This window comes from Streptomyces sp. NBC_00582, from assembly GCF_036345155.1.
GTDB lineage: Bacteria > Actinomycetota > Actinomycetes > Streptomycetales > Streptomycetaceae > Streptomyces.
In genome coordinates, this window is the sequence record NZ_CP107772.1 from 8,718,908 (window position 1) to 8,735,415 (window position 16,508).

A 16,508-nucleotide genomic window follows, 5' to 3' on the forward strand; every position below is an offset into this window, starting at 1 on the left:
AGACTCCAGGGACCGATGCGGCCCAGCCCCGGAGGGCATGGCAGGCTTGGGTCATGGCCGCGCAGATCAACCCCAGCATTCTGTCCGCCGACTTCGCCCGCCTCGCGGACGAGGCGAAGGCGGTCGAAGGAGCCGACTGGCTCCACGTCGACGTCATGGACAACCATTTCGTCCCGAACCTCACCCTCGGTGTGCCGGTCGTAGAGTCCCTGGCCCGTGCGACGGACACCCCGTTGGACTGCCATCTGATGATCGAGGCCCCCGATCGCTGGGCCCCGCAGTACGTCGAGGCGGGTGCCTCGTCCGTCACCTTCCACGTCGAGGCGGCCGCCGCGCCGGTGCGACTCGCCCGCGAGATCCGCGCGAAGGGCGCCCGTGCCTCCATGGCGCTCAAGCCCGCGACGCCCATCGAGCCGTACGAGGACCTGCTGCCCGAACTCGACATGCTGCTGATCATGACGGTCGAGCCGGGCTTCGGGGGCCAGGCGTTCCTCGACATCATGCTGCCGAAGATCCGCCGTACCCGCGAGTTGATCAGCAAGCACGGCCTCGAGCTGTGGCTCCAGGTCGACGGCGGTGTCGCGGCCTCGACGATCGAGCGGTGCGCGGAGGCCGGCGCGGACGTCTTCGTCGCCGGATCCGCGGTCTACGGCGCCGAGGACCCCGCCGAGGCGGTCCGCGCCCTGCGCGCCCAGGCCGAGGCCGCGACCGCGAAGGCGAGCTGGGCCTGCGCCCACTGAGTCACGGACCGTGACCGTGGCCCGCGAACCATGGCCCTGTGAACAGCGGGCTGACACCATACGTAGCCCACTGAATACGCAGCCCGTGCGGACACTGGGCCACAGGTACGTGAACGGCTCCCATCAGGGCTGATCAAGTGCGCCGGATCTGCAAGGATGAACGGCGTATCCAGAGTGTGAACAGCAGTGAGGAGATCGCCGTGTCGGGTATGTCGGCGGGCCGGTCAGCCATGCGGATGGGACCCGCAGAGCTGGTGCAGGCGGCGGCCATGGCCCGCCGCTTCTACCTCGAGGGCAAGTCCAAGATCCAGATCGCGGAGGAGTTCGGCGTCAGCCGCTTCAAGGTGGCCCGGGTCCTGGAGACCGCCCTCGAACGGGATCTCGTACGGATCGAGATCCGCGTGCCGGCCGAGCTGGACGCCGAGCGCTCCGACGCGCTCCGCGCCCGCTACGGCCTGCGGCACGCCGTGGTGGTCGAGTCCCCGGCCGAGGCCGAGGACTCGCCCGACCCCGAGAACCTGGGAGAGGTGGCCGCCGACCTGCTCGGCGAACTCGTGAACGAGGGGGACGTGCTGGGCCTGGCCTGGGGCCGCTCCACCATCCACATGGCGGCGGCCCTGGACCGGCTGCCGCCCTGCACGGTGGTGCAGCTCACGGGCGTCTACGACGCGGGGACCGCCGAGCGCGGCTCCGTCGAGGCCGTCCGGCGCGCCGCCCAGGTGTCCGGCGGCGACGCGCACCCCATCTACGCGCCGATGCTGCTGCCGGACGCGGCCACCGCGGCCGCGCTGCGCAACCAGACCGGGATCGCCCGGGCCTTCGAGTACTTCGACAAGGTCACGGTCGCCTGTGTCTCCATCGGCTCCTGGGAGCCCGGCATCTCGACGGTGCACGACATGCTCAGCGACGAGGAGCGGGCCCACTACGCCTCGCTCGGTGTCGCCGCCGAGATGTCCGCGCACCTCTTCGACGCCGAGGGCCGCCGGGTCGGACGGGACCTGGGCGAGCGGTGCATCACCGTCAAGGCCGACCAGCTCCGCCGTATCCCCGAGGTCGTCGCGATCGCGGGCGGGCAGCGCAAGGCGGCCGCGATCGACGCCGTGCTGCGGTCCGGACTCGTCACCAGCCTGGTCACGGACACCTCCGCGGCCGACTATCTGATGACGGCGGGACCGACCCCGAAGCCGGCGCTCAACCGGGCCGACCCGGACGGGATCTGAGGCAAGATCGGAAGGGGGTGGTCTTCGCGGCCGCCCCTTTCCGCAATCACGACTGCTCAGGACGGTGCCTGGATGACGGAGCACATGCTCACGCTGGACCTCGACGGGGTCATGGACAAGGCGGCCCTGATGGACCGGTGTGTCCGGGACCTCGAACTGCCCGACTGGTTCGGCCGCAACTGGGACGCCCTCGCCGACAGCCTCACCGACCTGCCCGAGGGCCCCGAGTCCGGGCCGGTGCTGGTCGTCGTACGGAACTGGCAGTCGTACGCGAAGGCGCGGCCGGAGGAGTGGGAGATCGCGCAGGAGGTGTTCTCCTCGGCGGTGAGGAATGTGCCCGCGCTCTCCGTGGTGCTCGCTCTCGGAGGATCCTCCTAACCGCCTCCGAGCTGCTTGGACGTTCCGTCCGGGCACCGCATTACGGTCGTCATGGGACAATGAAGTACGTGCTCTTCCCCCTGGCTGACCTGTCAGGGGGTCACCTCTGAACGACTGGGATGTGCAGCACGTGCGTTTCCTCAACGACATCCAGCCCGCGTACGACCTCACCTACGACGACGTCTTCATGGTGCCGAGCCGCAGCGCGGTCGGGTCGCGGCAGGGGGTGGACCTCTCCTCCCCGGACGGCACGGGCACCACGATCCCGCTGGTCGTCGCCAACATGACGGCCGTCGCCGGCCGCCGGATGGCCGAGACGATGGCCCGGCGCGGTGGACTCGTCGTGATCCCGCAGGACATCCCGATCGACGTCGTCACCGATGTCGTCACCTGGGTCAAGAGCCGCCATCTGGTCCTGGACACGCCGATCGTGCTCGCCCCGCACCAGACCGTCGCGGACGCCCTCGCGCTGCTGCCCAAGCGCGCGCACAACGCGGGCGTCGTCGTCGACGAGGACTTCCGGCCGGTCGGTGTCGTCACCGACCAGGACCTCAGTGGCGTCGACCGCTTCACCCAGCTCGAGGTCGTCATGTCCCGCGACCTGCTGCTCCTCGACGCCGACATCGACCCCCGCGAGGCGTTCAACACCCTCGACGCGGCCAACCGGCGGTACGCGCCCGCCGTGGACGGCGACGGCCGCCTCGCCGGCATCCTGACCCGCAAGGGCGCCCTGCGCGCCACGCTGTACACGCCCGCCGTCGACGCGCGCGGCAAGCTGCGCATCGCCGCCGCCGTCGGGATCAACGGCGATGTCGCGGGCAAGGCCAAGCAGCTCCTCGACGCGGGCGTCGACACGCTCGTCATCGACACCGCGCACGGCCACCAGGAGTCGATGATCAGCGCGATCCGCACCGTGCGCGCGCTCGACCCCCAGGTGCCGATCGCGGCCGGCAACATCGTCTCCGCCGAAGGCGTCAAGGACCTGATCGAGGCGGGCGCGGACATCATCAAGGTCGGCGTGGGCCCCGGCGCCATGTGCACCACCCGGATGATGACCGGGGTGGGGCGGCCGCAGTTCTCGGCGGTGCTGGAGTGCGCCGCCGAGGCGAAGAAGTACGGCAAGCACGTGTGGGCCGACGGGGGTGTCCGCCACCCGCGTGACGTCGCCATGGCGCTGGCCGCCGGGGCGTCCAACGTGATGATCGGTTCCTGGTTCGCGGGGACGTACGAGTCGCCGGGCGACCTCCAGCACGACGCGAACGGGCGGCCGTACAAGGAGTCCTTCGGGATGGCCTCGGCGCGGGCCGTGCGCAACCGTACGTCGGAGGAGTCCGCCTACGACCGGGCGCGCAAGGCGCTGTTCGAGGAGGGCATCTCGACGTCCCGGATGTTCCTCGACCCGGCCCGGCCCGGGGTGGAGGATCTGGTGGACTCGATCATCGCGGGGGTGCGGTCCTCGTGCACCTATGCCGGTGCGGGGTCTCTGGAGGAGTTCGCCGACAAGGCCGTGGTGGGTGTGCAGAGCGCTGCCGGCTATGCGGAGGGCAAGCCGTTGCACGCCAGCTGGTAGTGCCGGTTCAGGTCGTCCGGCGGGTGCGGGTGCGGTGTGGTTGATCGCGCGGTTCCCCGCGCCCCCGAAGAACAGCTGTGTTCAAGCGGCCCGCAATGAAGCGTGCGCCTTCGCGCCGTCAACGCAATGATCTTGCGTGGGTGCGCAAGGTTGCCTCATTACGACCGCTACGGCCCTGCTCATAGGGTCGTGCGCTGTACGTGGCGTGGCAGGGACCCCGCTCTGTGGGTTTCCGCCCGCACGGTCTTTGTCGCGTCGTCAGGCACCGACGAAGGAGTCAGCGCGTGCTAGACCAAAGCGCACCCCCGAAGGAACGCACCCAGGGCGTCCCCACGTCCCCGGGGTTCGGTGGGCGGCTCATGCGGCGCAAGCCCGTGGAACGGCTGGTCGCCGAGGGCGGCCAGGGTGAGGGAGGGGCGCTGCGGCGGTCCCTCGGGCTGTGGCAGCTCACCATGATCAGCATCGGGGCGACGCTCGGCACCGGCATCTTCGTCGTCCTCGGCGAGGCCGTTCCGAAGGCGGGTCCGGCCGTCACCCTGTCCTTCGTGATCGCCGGTCTCACGGCGCTCTTCTCGGCCCTGTCCTACGCCGAGCTGGCCGGCACGATCCCGGTCGCCGGGTCCTCCTACTCGTACGCGTACGCGACGATGGGTGAGCTGATCGCCTGGATCTGCGGCTGGTGTCTGGTCCTGGAGTACGGCGTGTCGGTCGCGGCCGTCGCCGTCGGCTGGGGCGAGTACCTGAACGAACTGCTCGACGGGACCGTCGGGGTGACCATCCCCGACGCGCTGTCGGCGCCGCCGGGTGACGGGGGCGTCTTCAATCTGCCCGCCCTGATCGTCGTCCTGCTGGCGATGGCGTTCCTGCTCGGCGGGGCCCGGGAGTCCGCGCGCGCCAACACCGTCATGGTGGCCGTGAAGATCGCAGCGCTGGTGCTGTTCTGCGCGATCGGCGTGCAGGGCTTCCGCTCCGGCAACTACGCGCACTTCATGCCGCTGGGCATGGCGGGCGTCAGCGCGGCCGGGGCCACGCTGTTCTTCTCGTACATCGGCTTCGACGCCGCCTCCACCGCGGGCGAGGAGGCGAAGAACGCTCAGCGCGACCTGCCGCGCGCGATCATGCTGTCGCTCGTCATCGTCACCGCGCTGTACGTACTGGTCGCCGCCGTCGCGGTGGGGGCACAGCCCTGGCGGCGGTTCGGGGACTTCGAGGCCGCGCTGGCGCAGATCATGCGCGATGTCACCGGGCAGTCCTTCTGGGCGACCCTGCTCGCGTTCTGCGCGGTCGTCGCCATCGCGAGCGTCGTGCTGACCGTGCTCTACGGCCAGACGCGCATCCTGTTCGCCATGTCCCGGGACGGCCTGGTGCCCAAGGTGTTCTCCCGCGTGCACCCGAGGACCGGCACGCCCCGCGCCAACACGCTGATCGTGTCCCTGTTCTGCGGGGTCCTCGCCGCCGCGATCCCGCTGGGCCAGTTGGCCGACGCCACCAGCATCGGCACGCTGTTCGCGTTCGCGCTGGTCAATGTGGCCGTCGTGGTGCTGCGCCGGACCCGGCCGGAGATGCCGCGCACCTTCCGGGTGCCGCTGTCGCCGGTGCTGCCCGCCCTGGGCTTCGCCTTCTGCGTGTGGATGATGGGCAGCCTGTCGGCCGTCACCTGGGTGGTCTTCGGTGTCTGGATGGCCGTCGGGCTCGTGTTCTACTTCGTGTACGGCCAACGCCGCTCCCGACTCGCCACACCCGCACCAGCTGAGAAGTGAACAACCCACCGTGCTGAACGATCTCGACGAACGCATCGTGCACGCCCTCGCCGAGGACGCCCGCCGTTCCTACGCGGACATCGGGCACCTGGTCGGTCTGTCCGCGCCCGCCGTGAAGCGGCGCGTGGACCGGCTGCGGGCCACCGGCGCCATCACCGGTTTCACCGTACGGGTGGATCCGGCGGCCCTCGGCTGGGAGACCGAGGGGTTCGTCGAGATCTACTGCCGGCGCAACACCTCGCCGGAGACCATCCAGCGCGGCCTGGAGCGCTACCAGGAGGTCGTCGCCGCCTCCACGGTCACCGGCGAGGCCGACGCGGTCGCCCAGGTCTTCGCCGCCGACATGCGTCACTTCGAGCGGGTCCTGGAGCGGATCGCGGGCGAGCCGTTCGTGGAGCGGACGAAGTCCGTGCTGGTCCTGTCGCCCCTGCTGCGCCGCTTCTCGTCCGGCTCGCCCACCTGACGTGTTCCGCCCGCCGACGGATCGTCGCCGGCGGGCGCCCCGTTTTCGAGGGGCGGACGAGGCGCGGGGGACCGTCAGTCGGCCGTCTTGCGTGCAAGGGCGTTGTTGCCGATCGAGTTGTGCACGCTGAAGCTCACGGCGTCCGAGCGGTAGCGGTCGTCGGACCACTCCACGGGGCGGCCCTCGTGGGTCGTGGTGACCCGGCGGACCCTCAGCAGGGGGCTGGTGCGGCGGACACCGAGGAGGTCGGCGTCCTGGGCGCTCGCCGCCACCGCGTCGATGACGTGCTCGCCGTAGGCGAAGACCAGCCCGGTGTCGTCCAGCAGGCGCTGGGTCACCGAGGGGCAGTCCGGCTCGATCGACTCGACGGCGGGGGAGATCCAGTCCGCGTAGACCGTCCGCTCCAGGAGGACCGGTTCGCCGTCCAGACCGCGCACCCGCAGGACGTGCAACACCTCGGTGCCGAGGGGGAGTTGGAGGCGGACGGCGTCCTCGTGGGTCGCCGGACGGTACTGCTGGGCCACCACCTGGCCGGTCGCCTCGCGGCCCATGGCCCGCGCCCACTGGGCGAAGCTGCGCAGCTCCGCGAAGCTCTGGCTGCGACGGCTGGCCAGCACCACCCGCCGGGCGCCCTGGCGGGAGCCGATGAGCCCCTCGGCGGTCAGCGCCGCCACGGCCTGGCGGACCGTCCCGCGAGAGACTCCGTAGCGGGCCGCGAGGTCGGTCTCGGCGGGCAGCCGGGCGCCCACCGTGTACTCCTCGCGGTCGATAGCCCGGCGCAGCTCGTCGGCGATCTCCTCGTGTCGGGCCGCCATGCTTCCCCTTCGCTCTTGGCTGCTGTGCACAGCCTGACCAGCCTAGTCGACATCGAAACGTGAGGAAGGGCAGCCCGGAGTGTCCGCGAAATAAGGGATCAGGGTTTCGCCGGAGTTTACCGGGGGGACATCAGCGGCGTGGTTACTGAGGCCAACTTGTTCAGACAAGTTCGCCCCGTCTCCTGATCTCCCGCACCCTCGCGCGTCCCCTGGAGAAGCCGTGACCGTGTCCCTGCCGAGAACCGCAGCCCTCGGTGTCATCGCCACCCTCGCCCTGAGCGCCTGTGGCGCCGCCCCCGACAACTCCACGACCACCGCCGACGGCAAGAACGCCGCCACGGCCACCTCCGCCGCCGACTTCGGGGGCCTCGACGCCCTGGTGAAGGCCGCGAAGAAGGAGGGCAAGCTCAACGCCATCGCCCTGCCCCGCGACTGGGCCAACTACGGCGCCCTCATCGACGGCTTCGAGAAGAAGTACGGCATCGAGATCGCCGTGGAGAACCCGGACGGCTCCAGCCAGGACGAGATCAACGCCGTGACCTCCCGCAAGGGCCAGGACCGCGCGCCGGACGTCCTCGACCTCGGCAGCTCCTTCGCCCTGAGCGCCGCCCAGCAGGGGCTGCTCGCGCCGTACAAGGTCGCCTCGTTCGCCGACATCCCCGAGGGCCAGAAGGACGCGCAGGCCCGCTGGTACAACGACTACGGCGGCTACATCTCCATCGGCTGCGACGCCAAGCGCGTCAAGACCTGCCCCACCACCTTCGCCGACCTGCTCAAGCCGCAGTACAAGGGCCAGGTCGCCCTCAACGGCAACCCCACCAAGTCCGGCTCCGCCTTCGGCGGCGTCTACGCGGCGGCGCTCGCGAACGGCGGCTCCTTCGACGACATCCAGCCCGGCCTCGACTTCTTCGCCAAGCTGAAGAAGAACGGCAACTACACGCCCGTCGAGTCCACCCCGGCCACCGTCGAGAAGGGTGAGACCCCGATCAGCATCGACTGGGACTACCTCAACGCCGGATACGCCGACGAGTTCAAGTCCAAGGGCGTCGACTGGAAGGTCGCCGTCCCGACCGACGGTCAGTTCTCCCAGTTCTACTCCCAGGCCGTCAACAAGGACGCCCCGCACCCGGCGGCCGCCCGGCTGTGGCAGGAGTACCTCTACAGCGCCGAGGGCCAGAACCTCTGGCTCAAGGGCTACGCCCGCCCGGTTCTGATGACCGCCCTGGAGAAGGCCGGCACCCTCGACAAGACGGCCGCCGCCAAGCTGCCCGAGGTCTCCGGCACGCCGACCTTCCCGACCGAGGACCAGCAGAGCAAGGCCAAGACGGTGCTCGGCCAGGGCTGGGCGAAGGCCGTCTCCGGATGACGGCCACCGCCGTACGGGTCGACTCGGCGCCCACCGCTGCGGTGAAGCGGCGGCGCCGGTCGCTCGGCTGGCTCGCCGTCGTCCCGCTGCTCGTCTTCACCGCGCTCGCCTTCGGGCTGCCCGCCCTGGCCATGCTCGACGGCGCGTTCACCGTCAAGGACCCGGCCGACGGGGCCACCGCGTACACCACCGCCAATCTGACGGCCTCGCTGCAGGGGGCGTATCTGACCGCCCTGCTCGGCAGCGTGAAGCTGTCGGCCGTCTCCGCCGCCCTCGGCGCGCTGCTCGGGCTCCCGCTGGCCCAGGCCGTCGTCACCTCCCGCTTCCGCGCCCTGCGCGAGGCCGTGCTCACCGCGTCCGGCGTCCTCGCCAACTTCGGCGGCGTCCCGCTGGCCTTCGCCTTCGTCGCCACCCTCGGCAACGCGGGCGTCCTCACCCGCCATCTGGGCCTCGCCGACAAGGGCTGGGACCTCTACAGCTTCTGGGGCCTGGTGATCGTCTACCTGTACTTCCTGATCCCGCTGATGGTCCTCACCATCACCCCGGCCCTGGAGGGCCTGCGCACCCAGTGGCGCGAGGCCGCCCAGAACAACGGCGCGACCCCCGTGCAGTACTGGCGGCACGTGGCCCTGCCCGTGCTGCTGCCCTCACTGCTCGGCGGGCTCGTGCTGCTGTTCGGCAGCGCCTTCGCGGCCTACGCCACCGCCGCCGCGATGGTCGGCAGCTCCATCCCGCTGGTCACCCTCCAGATCGCCGACGCCATCTCCGGCAACGTCCTGGTCGGCCAGGAGAACGTGGCGCTCGCCCTCAGCCTCGACATGGTCCTGGTCGCCGGGCTGGTCATGGCCGTGTACCTGCCCCTGCAACGGAGGAGCGCGCGATGGCTCGCCTGACCCTGTGGCGGTGGGGCGTCCTCGGCCTCGCCGGACTGTACTTCCTGGTCCCGCTCGCCGCGTCCGTCGTCTTCACCGTCGACGTGCCCGGCCAGGGCGTCACCTTCGACGCCTACACCCAGATCTTCTCCACCGACGGCTTCACCTCCAGCCTGCTGCTCTCGCTGGAACTGGCCGCCGCCACCATCGCCCTCGTCCTGCTGCTGATGGTGCCCGCCATGGTCGCGCTCCGGCTCGGCGCGCCCCGGCTGCGGCCGGTCGTCGAGGTGGTGTGCTCGCTGCCGCTGGTCGTCCCGCCGATCGCGTTCGTCGCCGGCATCGGGACCGTGCTCAAGTGGGGGCCGGACCACCTCTCGCGGACCCCGCTGTTCCAGACCTTCGTGGCGATCCAGAACCCCGACTTCCCGTTCGTCCTCGTTCTCGCGTACGTCGTGATGGCGCTGCCGTTCGTGTACCGGGCCCTGGACGCCGGACTGCGCGCCGTCGACGTCCGCACCCTCGTCGAGGCCGCCCGCAGCTGCGGCGCGGGCTGGCCGCAGGCGCTGGTCCGGGCCGTCCTGCCCAATCTGCGCGGGGCCCTGCTCAACGCCTCCTTCCTCACCCTGGCCCTGGTGCTCGGTGAGTTCACCGTGGCCCAACTGCTCGGCTTCCAGCCCTTCGCCGTGTGGATCGTGAACGTCAGCGGCTCCCAGGCCCAGCTGTCCGTCGCCGTGTCCGTGCTGAGCCTGCTCGTGACATGGGTCCTGCTCCTCGCGCTCGCCGGTGCCGGTGGGCGTACCCGAACCGCATCCCGGGGATGAACCATGACCGTGACCGCGCCCGACAAGACGGCGACGACCGCAGCCACCGTGGAATTCCGGGGCCTGCGCAGGGAGTTCGGGCCGACCGTCGCCCTCGACGGACTCGACCTGACCGTCCGCCCCGGTGAACTCCTCGCCCTGCTCGGCCCCTCCGGCTGCGGCAAGACCACCGCGCTGCGCATGCTCGCCGGCTTCGAACACCCCGACGCCGGCGAGGTGCTGATCGACGGCGAGGACGTCACCCGGATCCCGGCGCACCGCCGTGACGCGGGGATGGTCTTCCAGTCGTACAGCCTCTTCCCGCACCTCGACGCGCTCGACAACGTGGCCTTCGGACTGCGCATGCGCAAGGTCCGCACCGCCGAACGACGGTCACGTGCCGCCGAGTTGCTGGAGCTGGTCGGTCTCGCCGACAAGGGCGGCCGGTTCCCGCACCAGCTCTCCGGCGGCCAGCAGCAGCGCGTCGCCCTGGCCCGCGCCCTCGCCCTGCGCCCGCGCGTCCTGCTCCTGGACGAGCCGCTGTCCGCGCTCGACGCCAAGGTGCGGCTGAGCCTGCGCGAGGAGATCCGGCGGCTCCAGCAGGACCTCGGCATCACCACCCTGTTCGTCACCCACGACCAGGAGGAGGCCCTGTCCATGGCGGACCGGGTCGCCGTGATGCACGCCGGGCGGCTCGAACAGTGCGCGCCGCCCGCCGAGTTGTACGGCCGGCCCGCCACCGCCTTCGTCGCCGAGTTCGTCGGCACGATGAGCCGGATACCCGGCCGGCTCACCGACGGTGGCGTCGAGGTGCTCGGGCAGCGGCTGCCCGTCGACGGACCCGTGCCGGCCGGCACCGACGTCGACGTGCTGGTGCGGCCCGAGGCGGTCGGCGTGCGCGCCGACGGCGACGGGCACGCGCGCGTGGTCGCCACGTCCTTCCTGGGCGCCGCCGTCCGCGTCACCGTCCGGCTCGCCGACGGCACCGAGGTGAAGGCCGACCTGCCCGCCCACGAGGCCGGCGACCTCGCCGCCGGGACCGCCGTCACCGTGTCGCTGCCCGAGCGTCCGGTCCTGGTCGCCGCACGTACCCCCTGATGCCCGCTCCTCACCTCCCCCCCACCGCGCAGAAAGAGTGTGACCGTGACGCGACTCCCGCTCCAGGCCGTCCTGTTCGACATGGACGGCACGCTCGTCGACACCGAGCGGCTGTGGTGGGAGGCGGTGGAACGGGTGGCCGGCCGGGCCCTGACGGAGGCGGACCAGCCGGAGGTGCTCGGCCGGCCGGTGGAGCACACCGCCGCCTGGCTGGCCGCGGCGACGGGCCGGCCGGCCGCGGACCTCGCCGACACCCTCCACCGGGAGTTCGCCGACCGGGTGCGCGCCGACATCGTGCCCCGCCCCGGCGCGCTCGCCCTGCTCGACGCCCTGGCCCGCGACGGCGTCCCCACGGCCCTGGTCACCGCCTCCCCGCGGGCCGTCGCCGACACCGTCCTCGAAGCCCTCGGCGCCCACCGCTTCGCGATCTCCGTGACCGCCGACGACACCGCGCACACCAAGCCCGCCCCCGACCCCTACCTCGCCGCCTGCCGCGCCCTCGGGGTCCACCCCGCGGCCTGCGTCGCCGTCGAGGACACCGAGACCGGGGTCGCCTCCGCCGAGGCGGCGGGCTGCGCGGTCCTCGCGGTGCCCTCGCTCGCCCCCATCGGCCCCGCCCCCGGCCGCACCGTGCTGACCAGCCTGGAGGGCGTGACCCCGGAGCGGCTGCGCGCGCTGACGCCGGCCCGGCTGCGCGTCATGACCTGGAACCTCTGGTACGGCGGCACCAAGGTCCACGACCACCGGGCCAAGCAGCTCAAGGTCATCACCGAGACCGAGGTCGACGTGGTCGGACTGCAGGAGACGTACGGCGCCGCCGCCGAGGAGCTCGCCGAGGCGCTCGGCTGGCACCACCACCGGGCCGGCGACAACCTCGGCGTGATCAGCCGCCACCCGATCACCGCCGCCCTCGGCGACCCGGAGGTGGGGTTCTACGGGGCGGCCGGGGTCCGGCTCGACGTGGCCGGCACCGAGGTCGACGTCTGGACGGTCCACCTCGACTACACGCCGTACGGCCCCTACAAGGCGGCCTTCGACGGGCTGCCGGCGGCCGAGCTGATCGCCCACGAGGAGGTGCGGCTCGCCCAGATGAAGGACGCCCTCGGCCGGCTCGACCCCGCGCTGCCGGTCGTCCTCGTCGGCGACTTCAACAGCCCCTCCCACCTGGACCGGCCGGACGTGGAGTGGCCGGTGACCGGGGCGGCCGAGCGGGCGGGTCTCGCCGACTCCTACCGCGAGGCCCACCCCGACCCCGTCCGGGACCCCGGACACACCTGGTCGCCGGTCCACGCCGAGCACGAGGACGGCAGCGGCCGCCCCGAACCCCAGGACCGGATCGACTTCGTGCTCCACCGGGGCGGTCTGCGGGTGCTGGACTCCCGGACGTACGTCAGCGGCGACCCCCGGCCCTGGCCGGACGTCGAGGACAACGACTGGCCCTCCGACCACGCGGCGGTGATCACCACCTTCGCGGTCCCCGGAAACCCGCTGGGCACCGAGCCGGACGGTGTCTAACATCGGGGGCATGACCTGGCGACATTGATCCACCACCGGCCCCGGCACCCGTCGACTGACCGCCACGCTGTACGCGTACGCGTTCCTCGACGAGTTCGTGCTGCTCTACCCGGTGTACGCGCTGCTGTTCGCGGACACCGGGCTGTCCGTCGGGGAGATCTCCTCCCTCTTCGTCCTGTGGTCGCTGACCGGCCTCCTGCTGGAGGTGCCCTCCGGCGCCTGGGCGGACGCCGTCTCCCGCCGGCTGCTGCTGTGGCTGGGCCCGCTGCTGGGCGGTGCCGGCTTCGCCCTGTGGGTGCTCGTCCCGTCGTTCTGGGCCTTCGCCGCCGGATTCGTCCTGTGGGGCGTGCGCGGAGCACTGGGTTCCGGCGCGCTGGAGGCGCTGGTCTACGAGGAGCTGGAGCGGCTCGGCGCGGCGGACCGGTACGCGGGCGTCATGGGCCGGTCCCACGCGGCGGGCCAGGTGGCCGTGATGGCGGCGATGGGTCTGGCCGGCCCGGTCCTCGCCGTGGGCGGCTATCCGGCGGTCGGCGCGGCGAGCGTCCTGGCCTGTCTGCTGTGCGCCGCGACGGCGACCCGCTTCCCGGAGCACCGGACCCCCACGGACCAGGACGAGAGCTGGGCGGCGACCCTGCGGACCGGGCTCGCCGACGCCCGCCGTGACCGTCCGGTGCGCGGCGCCCTGCTGCTCGTCCCGGCCGTGGCGGCGGTGTGGGGCGCCCTCGACGAGTACACCTCCCTGCTGGTGCGGGACACCGGTGTGCCCGAGGCGGCCGTCCCCTACTGGCTGATGCTGATCTGGGCCGGGGTCACGGCCGGCAGCCTGCTGTCCGGCCCCGCCGAACGCCTGGGTCCGACCGCACTCGCCACCCTCCTCACCGGCTCCGCGCTGACCCTGGCCGCCGGCGCGCTCATCGGCACCCCCGCCGGTATCACCCTCGTCGCCCTCGCCTTCGGCGGCTTCCAGCTGGCGACCGTCGTCGCCGACGCCCGGCTCCAGCGGCGCATCGACGGCACCGGCCGGGCCACCCTCACCTCGGTGGCGAGCCTCGGCACCGAGGTCCTCACCATCGGCGTCTACGGCGCGTACGGCGCCCTCGGCTCGACGTTCCCGCACGCCACGGTGTTCGCGCTGTGCGCGGTGCCGTACCTGGTGACGGCGGTGGCGGTGGCCCGGGGCAGGCGCGGGTGAGGGCGCGCAACGAATCGCCGCGCCGTCGCCGTCGTACGCAACGATTCGCTCACCGGCGCGCAACGGCTCCTCCTTGTCCGGCCGGAGCGCGCGACCGTACCGTCTAGTGGGCCCCGGAAACCGTCCCGGCCGGCCCGCCCACCCCCCTTCCGCCCGGTGAGGACCCCGCATGCGCACAGCCCTGCTCCAGAGCTCCGGCCGCCCCGGCTCGGCCGTCGAGAACCTCAAGGTCCTCGACGAGGCCGCGGGCCGGGCCGCCGCCGCGGGCGCCGGGCTGCTCGTCGCGCCGGAGATGTTCCTCACCGGCTACGCGATCGGCGACGACATCGCGCGCCTCGCCGAACCCGCCGACGGCGACTGGGCGGACGCGATCGCCGAGCTGGCGGCCCGGCACGGGATCGCCGTCGCCTACGGCTACCCCGAGCGCTCCGGCGAGACGGTCTACAACTCCGCGCAGCTCGTCTCCGCCGACGGCACCCGGCTCGCCAACCACCGCAAGACCCACCTCTTCGGCTGCTTCGAACGCGACCACTTCACCCCGGGGGAGCGGACGGTCGTCCAGGCCGAGCTGGACGGGCTCACCGTCGGCCTGTTGATCTGCTACGACGTCGAGTTCCCGGAGAACGTCCGCGCCCACGCCCTGGCCGGCACGGACCTCCTGCTCGTCCCGACCGCGCAGATGCACCCGTTCCAGTTCGTCGCCGAGTCGATGATCCCGGTGCGCGCCTTCGAGAACCAGATGTACGTCGCCTACGTCAACCGGGTCGGCCAGGAGGGCGAGTTCGAGTTCGTCGGGCTCTCCACCCTCGCCGGCCCCGACGGGGTCGCCCGGGCCCGCGCCGGACGCGGCGAGCAGCTGGTGTTCGCCGACGCCGACCCCGCCTTCCTCGCCGCCTCCCGCGAGGCCAACCCGTATCTGCGGGACCGCCGCCCCGGCCTCTACGGGTCCCTCGTCTGAACCCCTCACCCCTGCTTTCCGCGCAAGTCCCTTCCGTGCAAGGAGTCCGTACCCCATGACGTCCATGGTGCCCAACGCCGTCGAGCACACCGACGAGCCGCATCAGCCGCCGATCACCATGTTCGGCCCGGACTTCCCGTACGCCTACGACGACTTCCTCGCCCACCCGGCGGGCCTCGGCCAGATCCCCGCGACCGAGCACGGCACGGAGGTCGCCGTCATCGGTGGCGGACTGTCGGGCATCGTGGCCGCGTACGAGCTGATGAAGATGGGTCTGAAGCCGGTCGTGTACGAGGCCGACCGGATCGGCGGCCGGCTGCGGACCGTCGGCTTCGACGGCGCGGGCGCCGAGGGGCTCACCGCCGAGATGGGCGCCATGCGCTTCCCGCCCTCCTCCACCGCCCTCCAGCACTACATCGACCTGGTGGGCCTCAAGACCAGCCCCTTCCCCAACCCCCTCGCCGAGGCGACCCCTTCCACGGTCGTCGACCTCAAGGGCGAGAGCCACTACGCCGAGACGATCGACGACCTCCCGCAGGTCTACCGCGATGTCGCCGAGGCCTGGAACAAGTGCCTCGAAGAGGGCGCCGACTTCTCCGACATGAACCGCGCGATGCGCGAACGCGACGTGCCGCGGATCCGGGAGATCTGGGCGAAGCTCGTCGAGAAGCTCGACAACCAGACCTTCTACGGCTTCCTCTGCGACTCCGAGGCGTTCAAGTCCTTCCGGCACCGCGAGATCTTCGGCCAGGTCGGCTTCGGCACCGGCGGCTGGGACACCGACTTCCCCAACTCCATCCTGGAGATCCTGCGGGTCGTCTACACCGAGGCCGACGACCACCACCGCGGGATCGTCGGCGGCTCCCAGCAACTGCCGCTGCGCCTGTGGGAGCGGGAGCCGGAGAAGATCGTCCACTGGGCGTACGGCACCTCGCTGGCGAGCCTGCACGAGGGCGGCGAGCCCCGTCCCGCCGTGACCCGGCTGCGCCGCACCGCCGGAAACCGGATCACGGTGACCGACGCGAACGGCGACATCCGCACGTACCGGGCGGCGATCTTCACCGCCCAGTCCTGGATGCTCCTGTCGAAGATCGACTGCGACGACTCGCTCTTCCCGATCGACCACTGGACGGCGATCGAGCGCACCCACTACATGGAGTCCAGCAAGCTCTTCGTGCCGGTCGACCGGCCCTTCTGGCTCGACAAGGACGAGGAGACCGGCCGGGACGTCATGTCGATGACGCTCACCGACCGTATGACGCGCGGCACCTACCTGCTCGACGACGGTCCGGACCGGCCCGCCGTCATCTGTCTGTCGTACACCTGGTGCGACGACAGCCTGAAGTGGCTGCCGCTGTCCGCGAACGAGCGGATGGAGGTCATGCTGAAGTCGCTCGGCGAGATCTACCCGAAGGTCGACATCAGGAAGCACGTCATCGGCAACCCGGTGACCGTCTCCTGGGAGAACGAGCCGTACTTCATGGGCGCGTTCAAGGCCAACCTGCCCGGCCACTACCGTTACCAGCGGCGCCTGTTCACCCACTTCATGCAGGACCGGCTGCCCGCCGACAAGCGGGGCGTCTTCCTCGCCGGCGACGACATCTCCTGGACGGCCGGCTGGGCCGAGGGCGCGGTCCAGACCGCGCTCAACGCGGTCTGGGGCGTGATGCACCACTTCGGCGGCACCACCGACGCCACCAACCCGGGCCCGGGTGACGTCTACGACGAGATCGCCCCGGTCGAGCTGCCGGAGGACTGAGG

The 16,508-nt window shown here is 71.7% G+C and carries 15 protein-coding genes; 14 read left to right on the forward strand and 1 reads right to left on the reverse strand.

Features of this window, described 5'->3' with window-relative positions:
• Nucleotides 1-53 precede the first annotated feature (53 nt).
• The 6 genes from rpe to OG852_RS39515 all read left to right on the forward strand — a co-directional run bounded on the left by rpe (nt 54) and on the right by OG852_RS39515 (nt 6,131).
• Nucleotides 54-740, forward strand: coding sequence for a ribulose-phosphate 3-epimerase (rpe, locus tag OG852_RS39490; protein ID WP_133916352.1), 687 nt, complete (start codon nt 54-56; stop codon nt 738-740).
• A 176-nt stretch (nt 741-916) separates the two neighbouring features.
• Nucleotides 917-1,960 (forward strand): sugar-binding transcriptional regulator, encoded by a 1,044-nt coding sequence (locus tag OG852_RS39495; RefSeq protein WP_133916351.1) that lies wholly within the window; start codon nt 917-919, stop codon nt 1,958-1,960.
• Nucleotides 1,961-2,032: 72 nt separating this feature from the next.
• Nucleotides 2,033-2,338 (forward strand): barstar family protein, encoded by a 306-nt coding sequence (locus OG852_RS39500; RefSeq protein ID WP_133916350.1) that lies wholly within the window; start codon nt 2,033-2,035, stop codon nt 2,336-2,338.
• Between the two features lie 130 nt (nt 2,339-2,468).
• Entirely contained in the window at nt 2,469-3,908 is a 1,440-nt protein-coding gene (locus OG852_RS39505) for a GuaB1 family IMP dehydrogenase-related protein (protein WP_166663697.1), read from the forward strand.
• A 284-nt stretch (nt 3,909-4,192) separates the two neighbouring features.
• Complete coding sequence (locus OG852_RS39510) at nt 4,193-5,668, forward strand: amino acid permease (protein ID WP_330350388.1); 1,476 nt, start codon at nt 4,193-4,195, stop codon at nt 5,666-5,668.
• Nucleotides 5,669-5,678: 10 nt separating this feature from the next.
• Nucleotides 5,679-6,131 (forward strand): Lrp/AsnC family transcriptional regulator, encoded by a 453-nt coding sequence (locus OG852_RS39515; protein ID WP_055638498.1) that lies wholly within the window; start codon nt 5,679-5,681, stop codon nt 6,129-6,131.
• A 74-nt stretch (nt 6,132-6,205) separates the two neighbouring features.
• Here OG852_RS39515 and OG852_RS39520 read toward each other — a convergent pair whose 3' ends face one another.
• On the reverse strand, nt 6,206-6,946 hold the full coding sequence (locus OG852_RS39520) for a GntR family transcriptional regulator (protein WP_330350389.1): 741 nt from the start codon (nt 6,944-6,946) through the stop codon (nt 6,206-6,208).
• Nucleotides 6,947-7,166: 220 nt separating this feature from the next.
• Here OG852_RS39520 and OG852_RS39525 point away from each other — a divergent pair, with 220 nt between their 5' ends.
• The 8 genes from OG852_RS39525 to OG852_RS39560 all read left to right on the forward strand — a co-directional run bounded on the left by OG852_RS39525 (nt 7,167) and on the right by OG852_RS39560 (nt 16,506).
• Nucleotides 7,167-8,312, forward strand: coding sequence for an ABC transporter substrate-binding protein (locus OG852_RS39525; RefSeq protein ID WP_133916346.1), 1,146 nt, complete (start codon nt 7,167-7,169; stop codon nt 8,310-8,312).
• On the forward strand, nt 8,309-9,205 hold the full coding sequence (locus OG852_RS39530; RefSeq protein ID WP_330350390.1) for an ABC transporter permease: 897 nt from the start codon (nt 8,309-8,311) through the stop codon (nt 9,203-9,205). Before OG852_RS39525 ends, OG852_RS39530 begins: the two co-directional genes overlap by 4 nt.
• Complete coding sequence (locus OG852_RS39535; RefSeq protein ID WP_133916344.1) at nt 9,193-10,005, forward strand: ABC transporter permease; 813 nt, start codon at nt 9,193-9,195, stop codon at nt 10,003-10,005. The genes OG852_RS39530 and OG852_RS39535 overlap by 13 nt, the downstream gene beginning before the upstream one ends.
• 3 nt (nt 10,006-10,008) lie before the next feature.
• Nucleotides 10,009-11,082, forward strand: a complete 1,074-nt coding sequence (locus OG852_RS39540; RefSeq protein WP_330350391.1) for an ABC transporter ATP-binding protein — start codon at nt 10,009-10,011, stop codon at nt 11,080-11,082.
• 45 nt (nt 11,083-11,127) lie between these two features.
• Entirely contained in the window at nt 11,128-12,597 is a 1,470-nt protein-coding gene (locus tag OG852_RS39545) for an HAD-IA family hydrolase (protein ID WP_330350392.1), read from the forward strand.
• Nucleotides 12,598-12,694: 97 nt separating this feature from the next.
• Complete coding sequence (locus tag OG852_RS39550) at nt 12,695-13,789, forward strand: MFS transporter (protein ID WP_330350393.1); 1,095 nt, start codon at nt 12,695-12,697, stop codon at nt 13,787-13,789.
• 169 nt (nt 13,790-13,958) lie between these two features.
• The gene (locus OG852_RS39555; RefSeq protein ID WP_133916340.1) at nt 13,959-14,747 is read left to right on the forward strand and encodes a carbon-nitrogen hydrolase family protein; all 789 of its coding nucleotides are present in this window, start codon (nt 13,959-13,961) and stop codon (nt 14,745-14,747) included.
• A 55-nt stretch (nt 14,748-14,802) separates the two neighbouring features.
• Nucleotides 14,803-16,506 (forward strand): flavin monoamine oxidase family protein, encoded by a 1,704-nt coding sequence (locus OG852_RS39560; protein ID WP_330350394.1) that lies wholly within the window; start codon nt 14,803-14,805, stop codon nt 16,504-16,506.
• Nucleotides 16,507-16,508 lie beyond the last annotated feature (2 nt).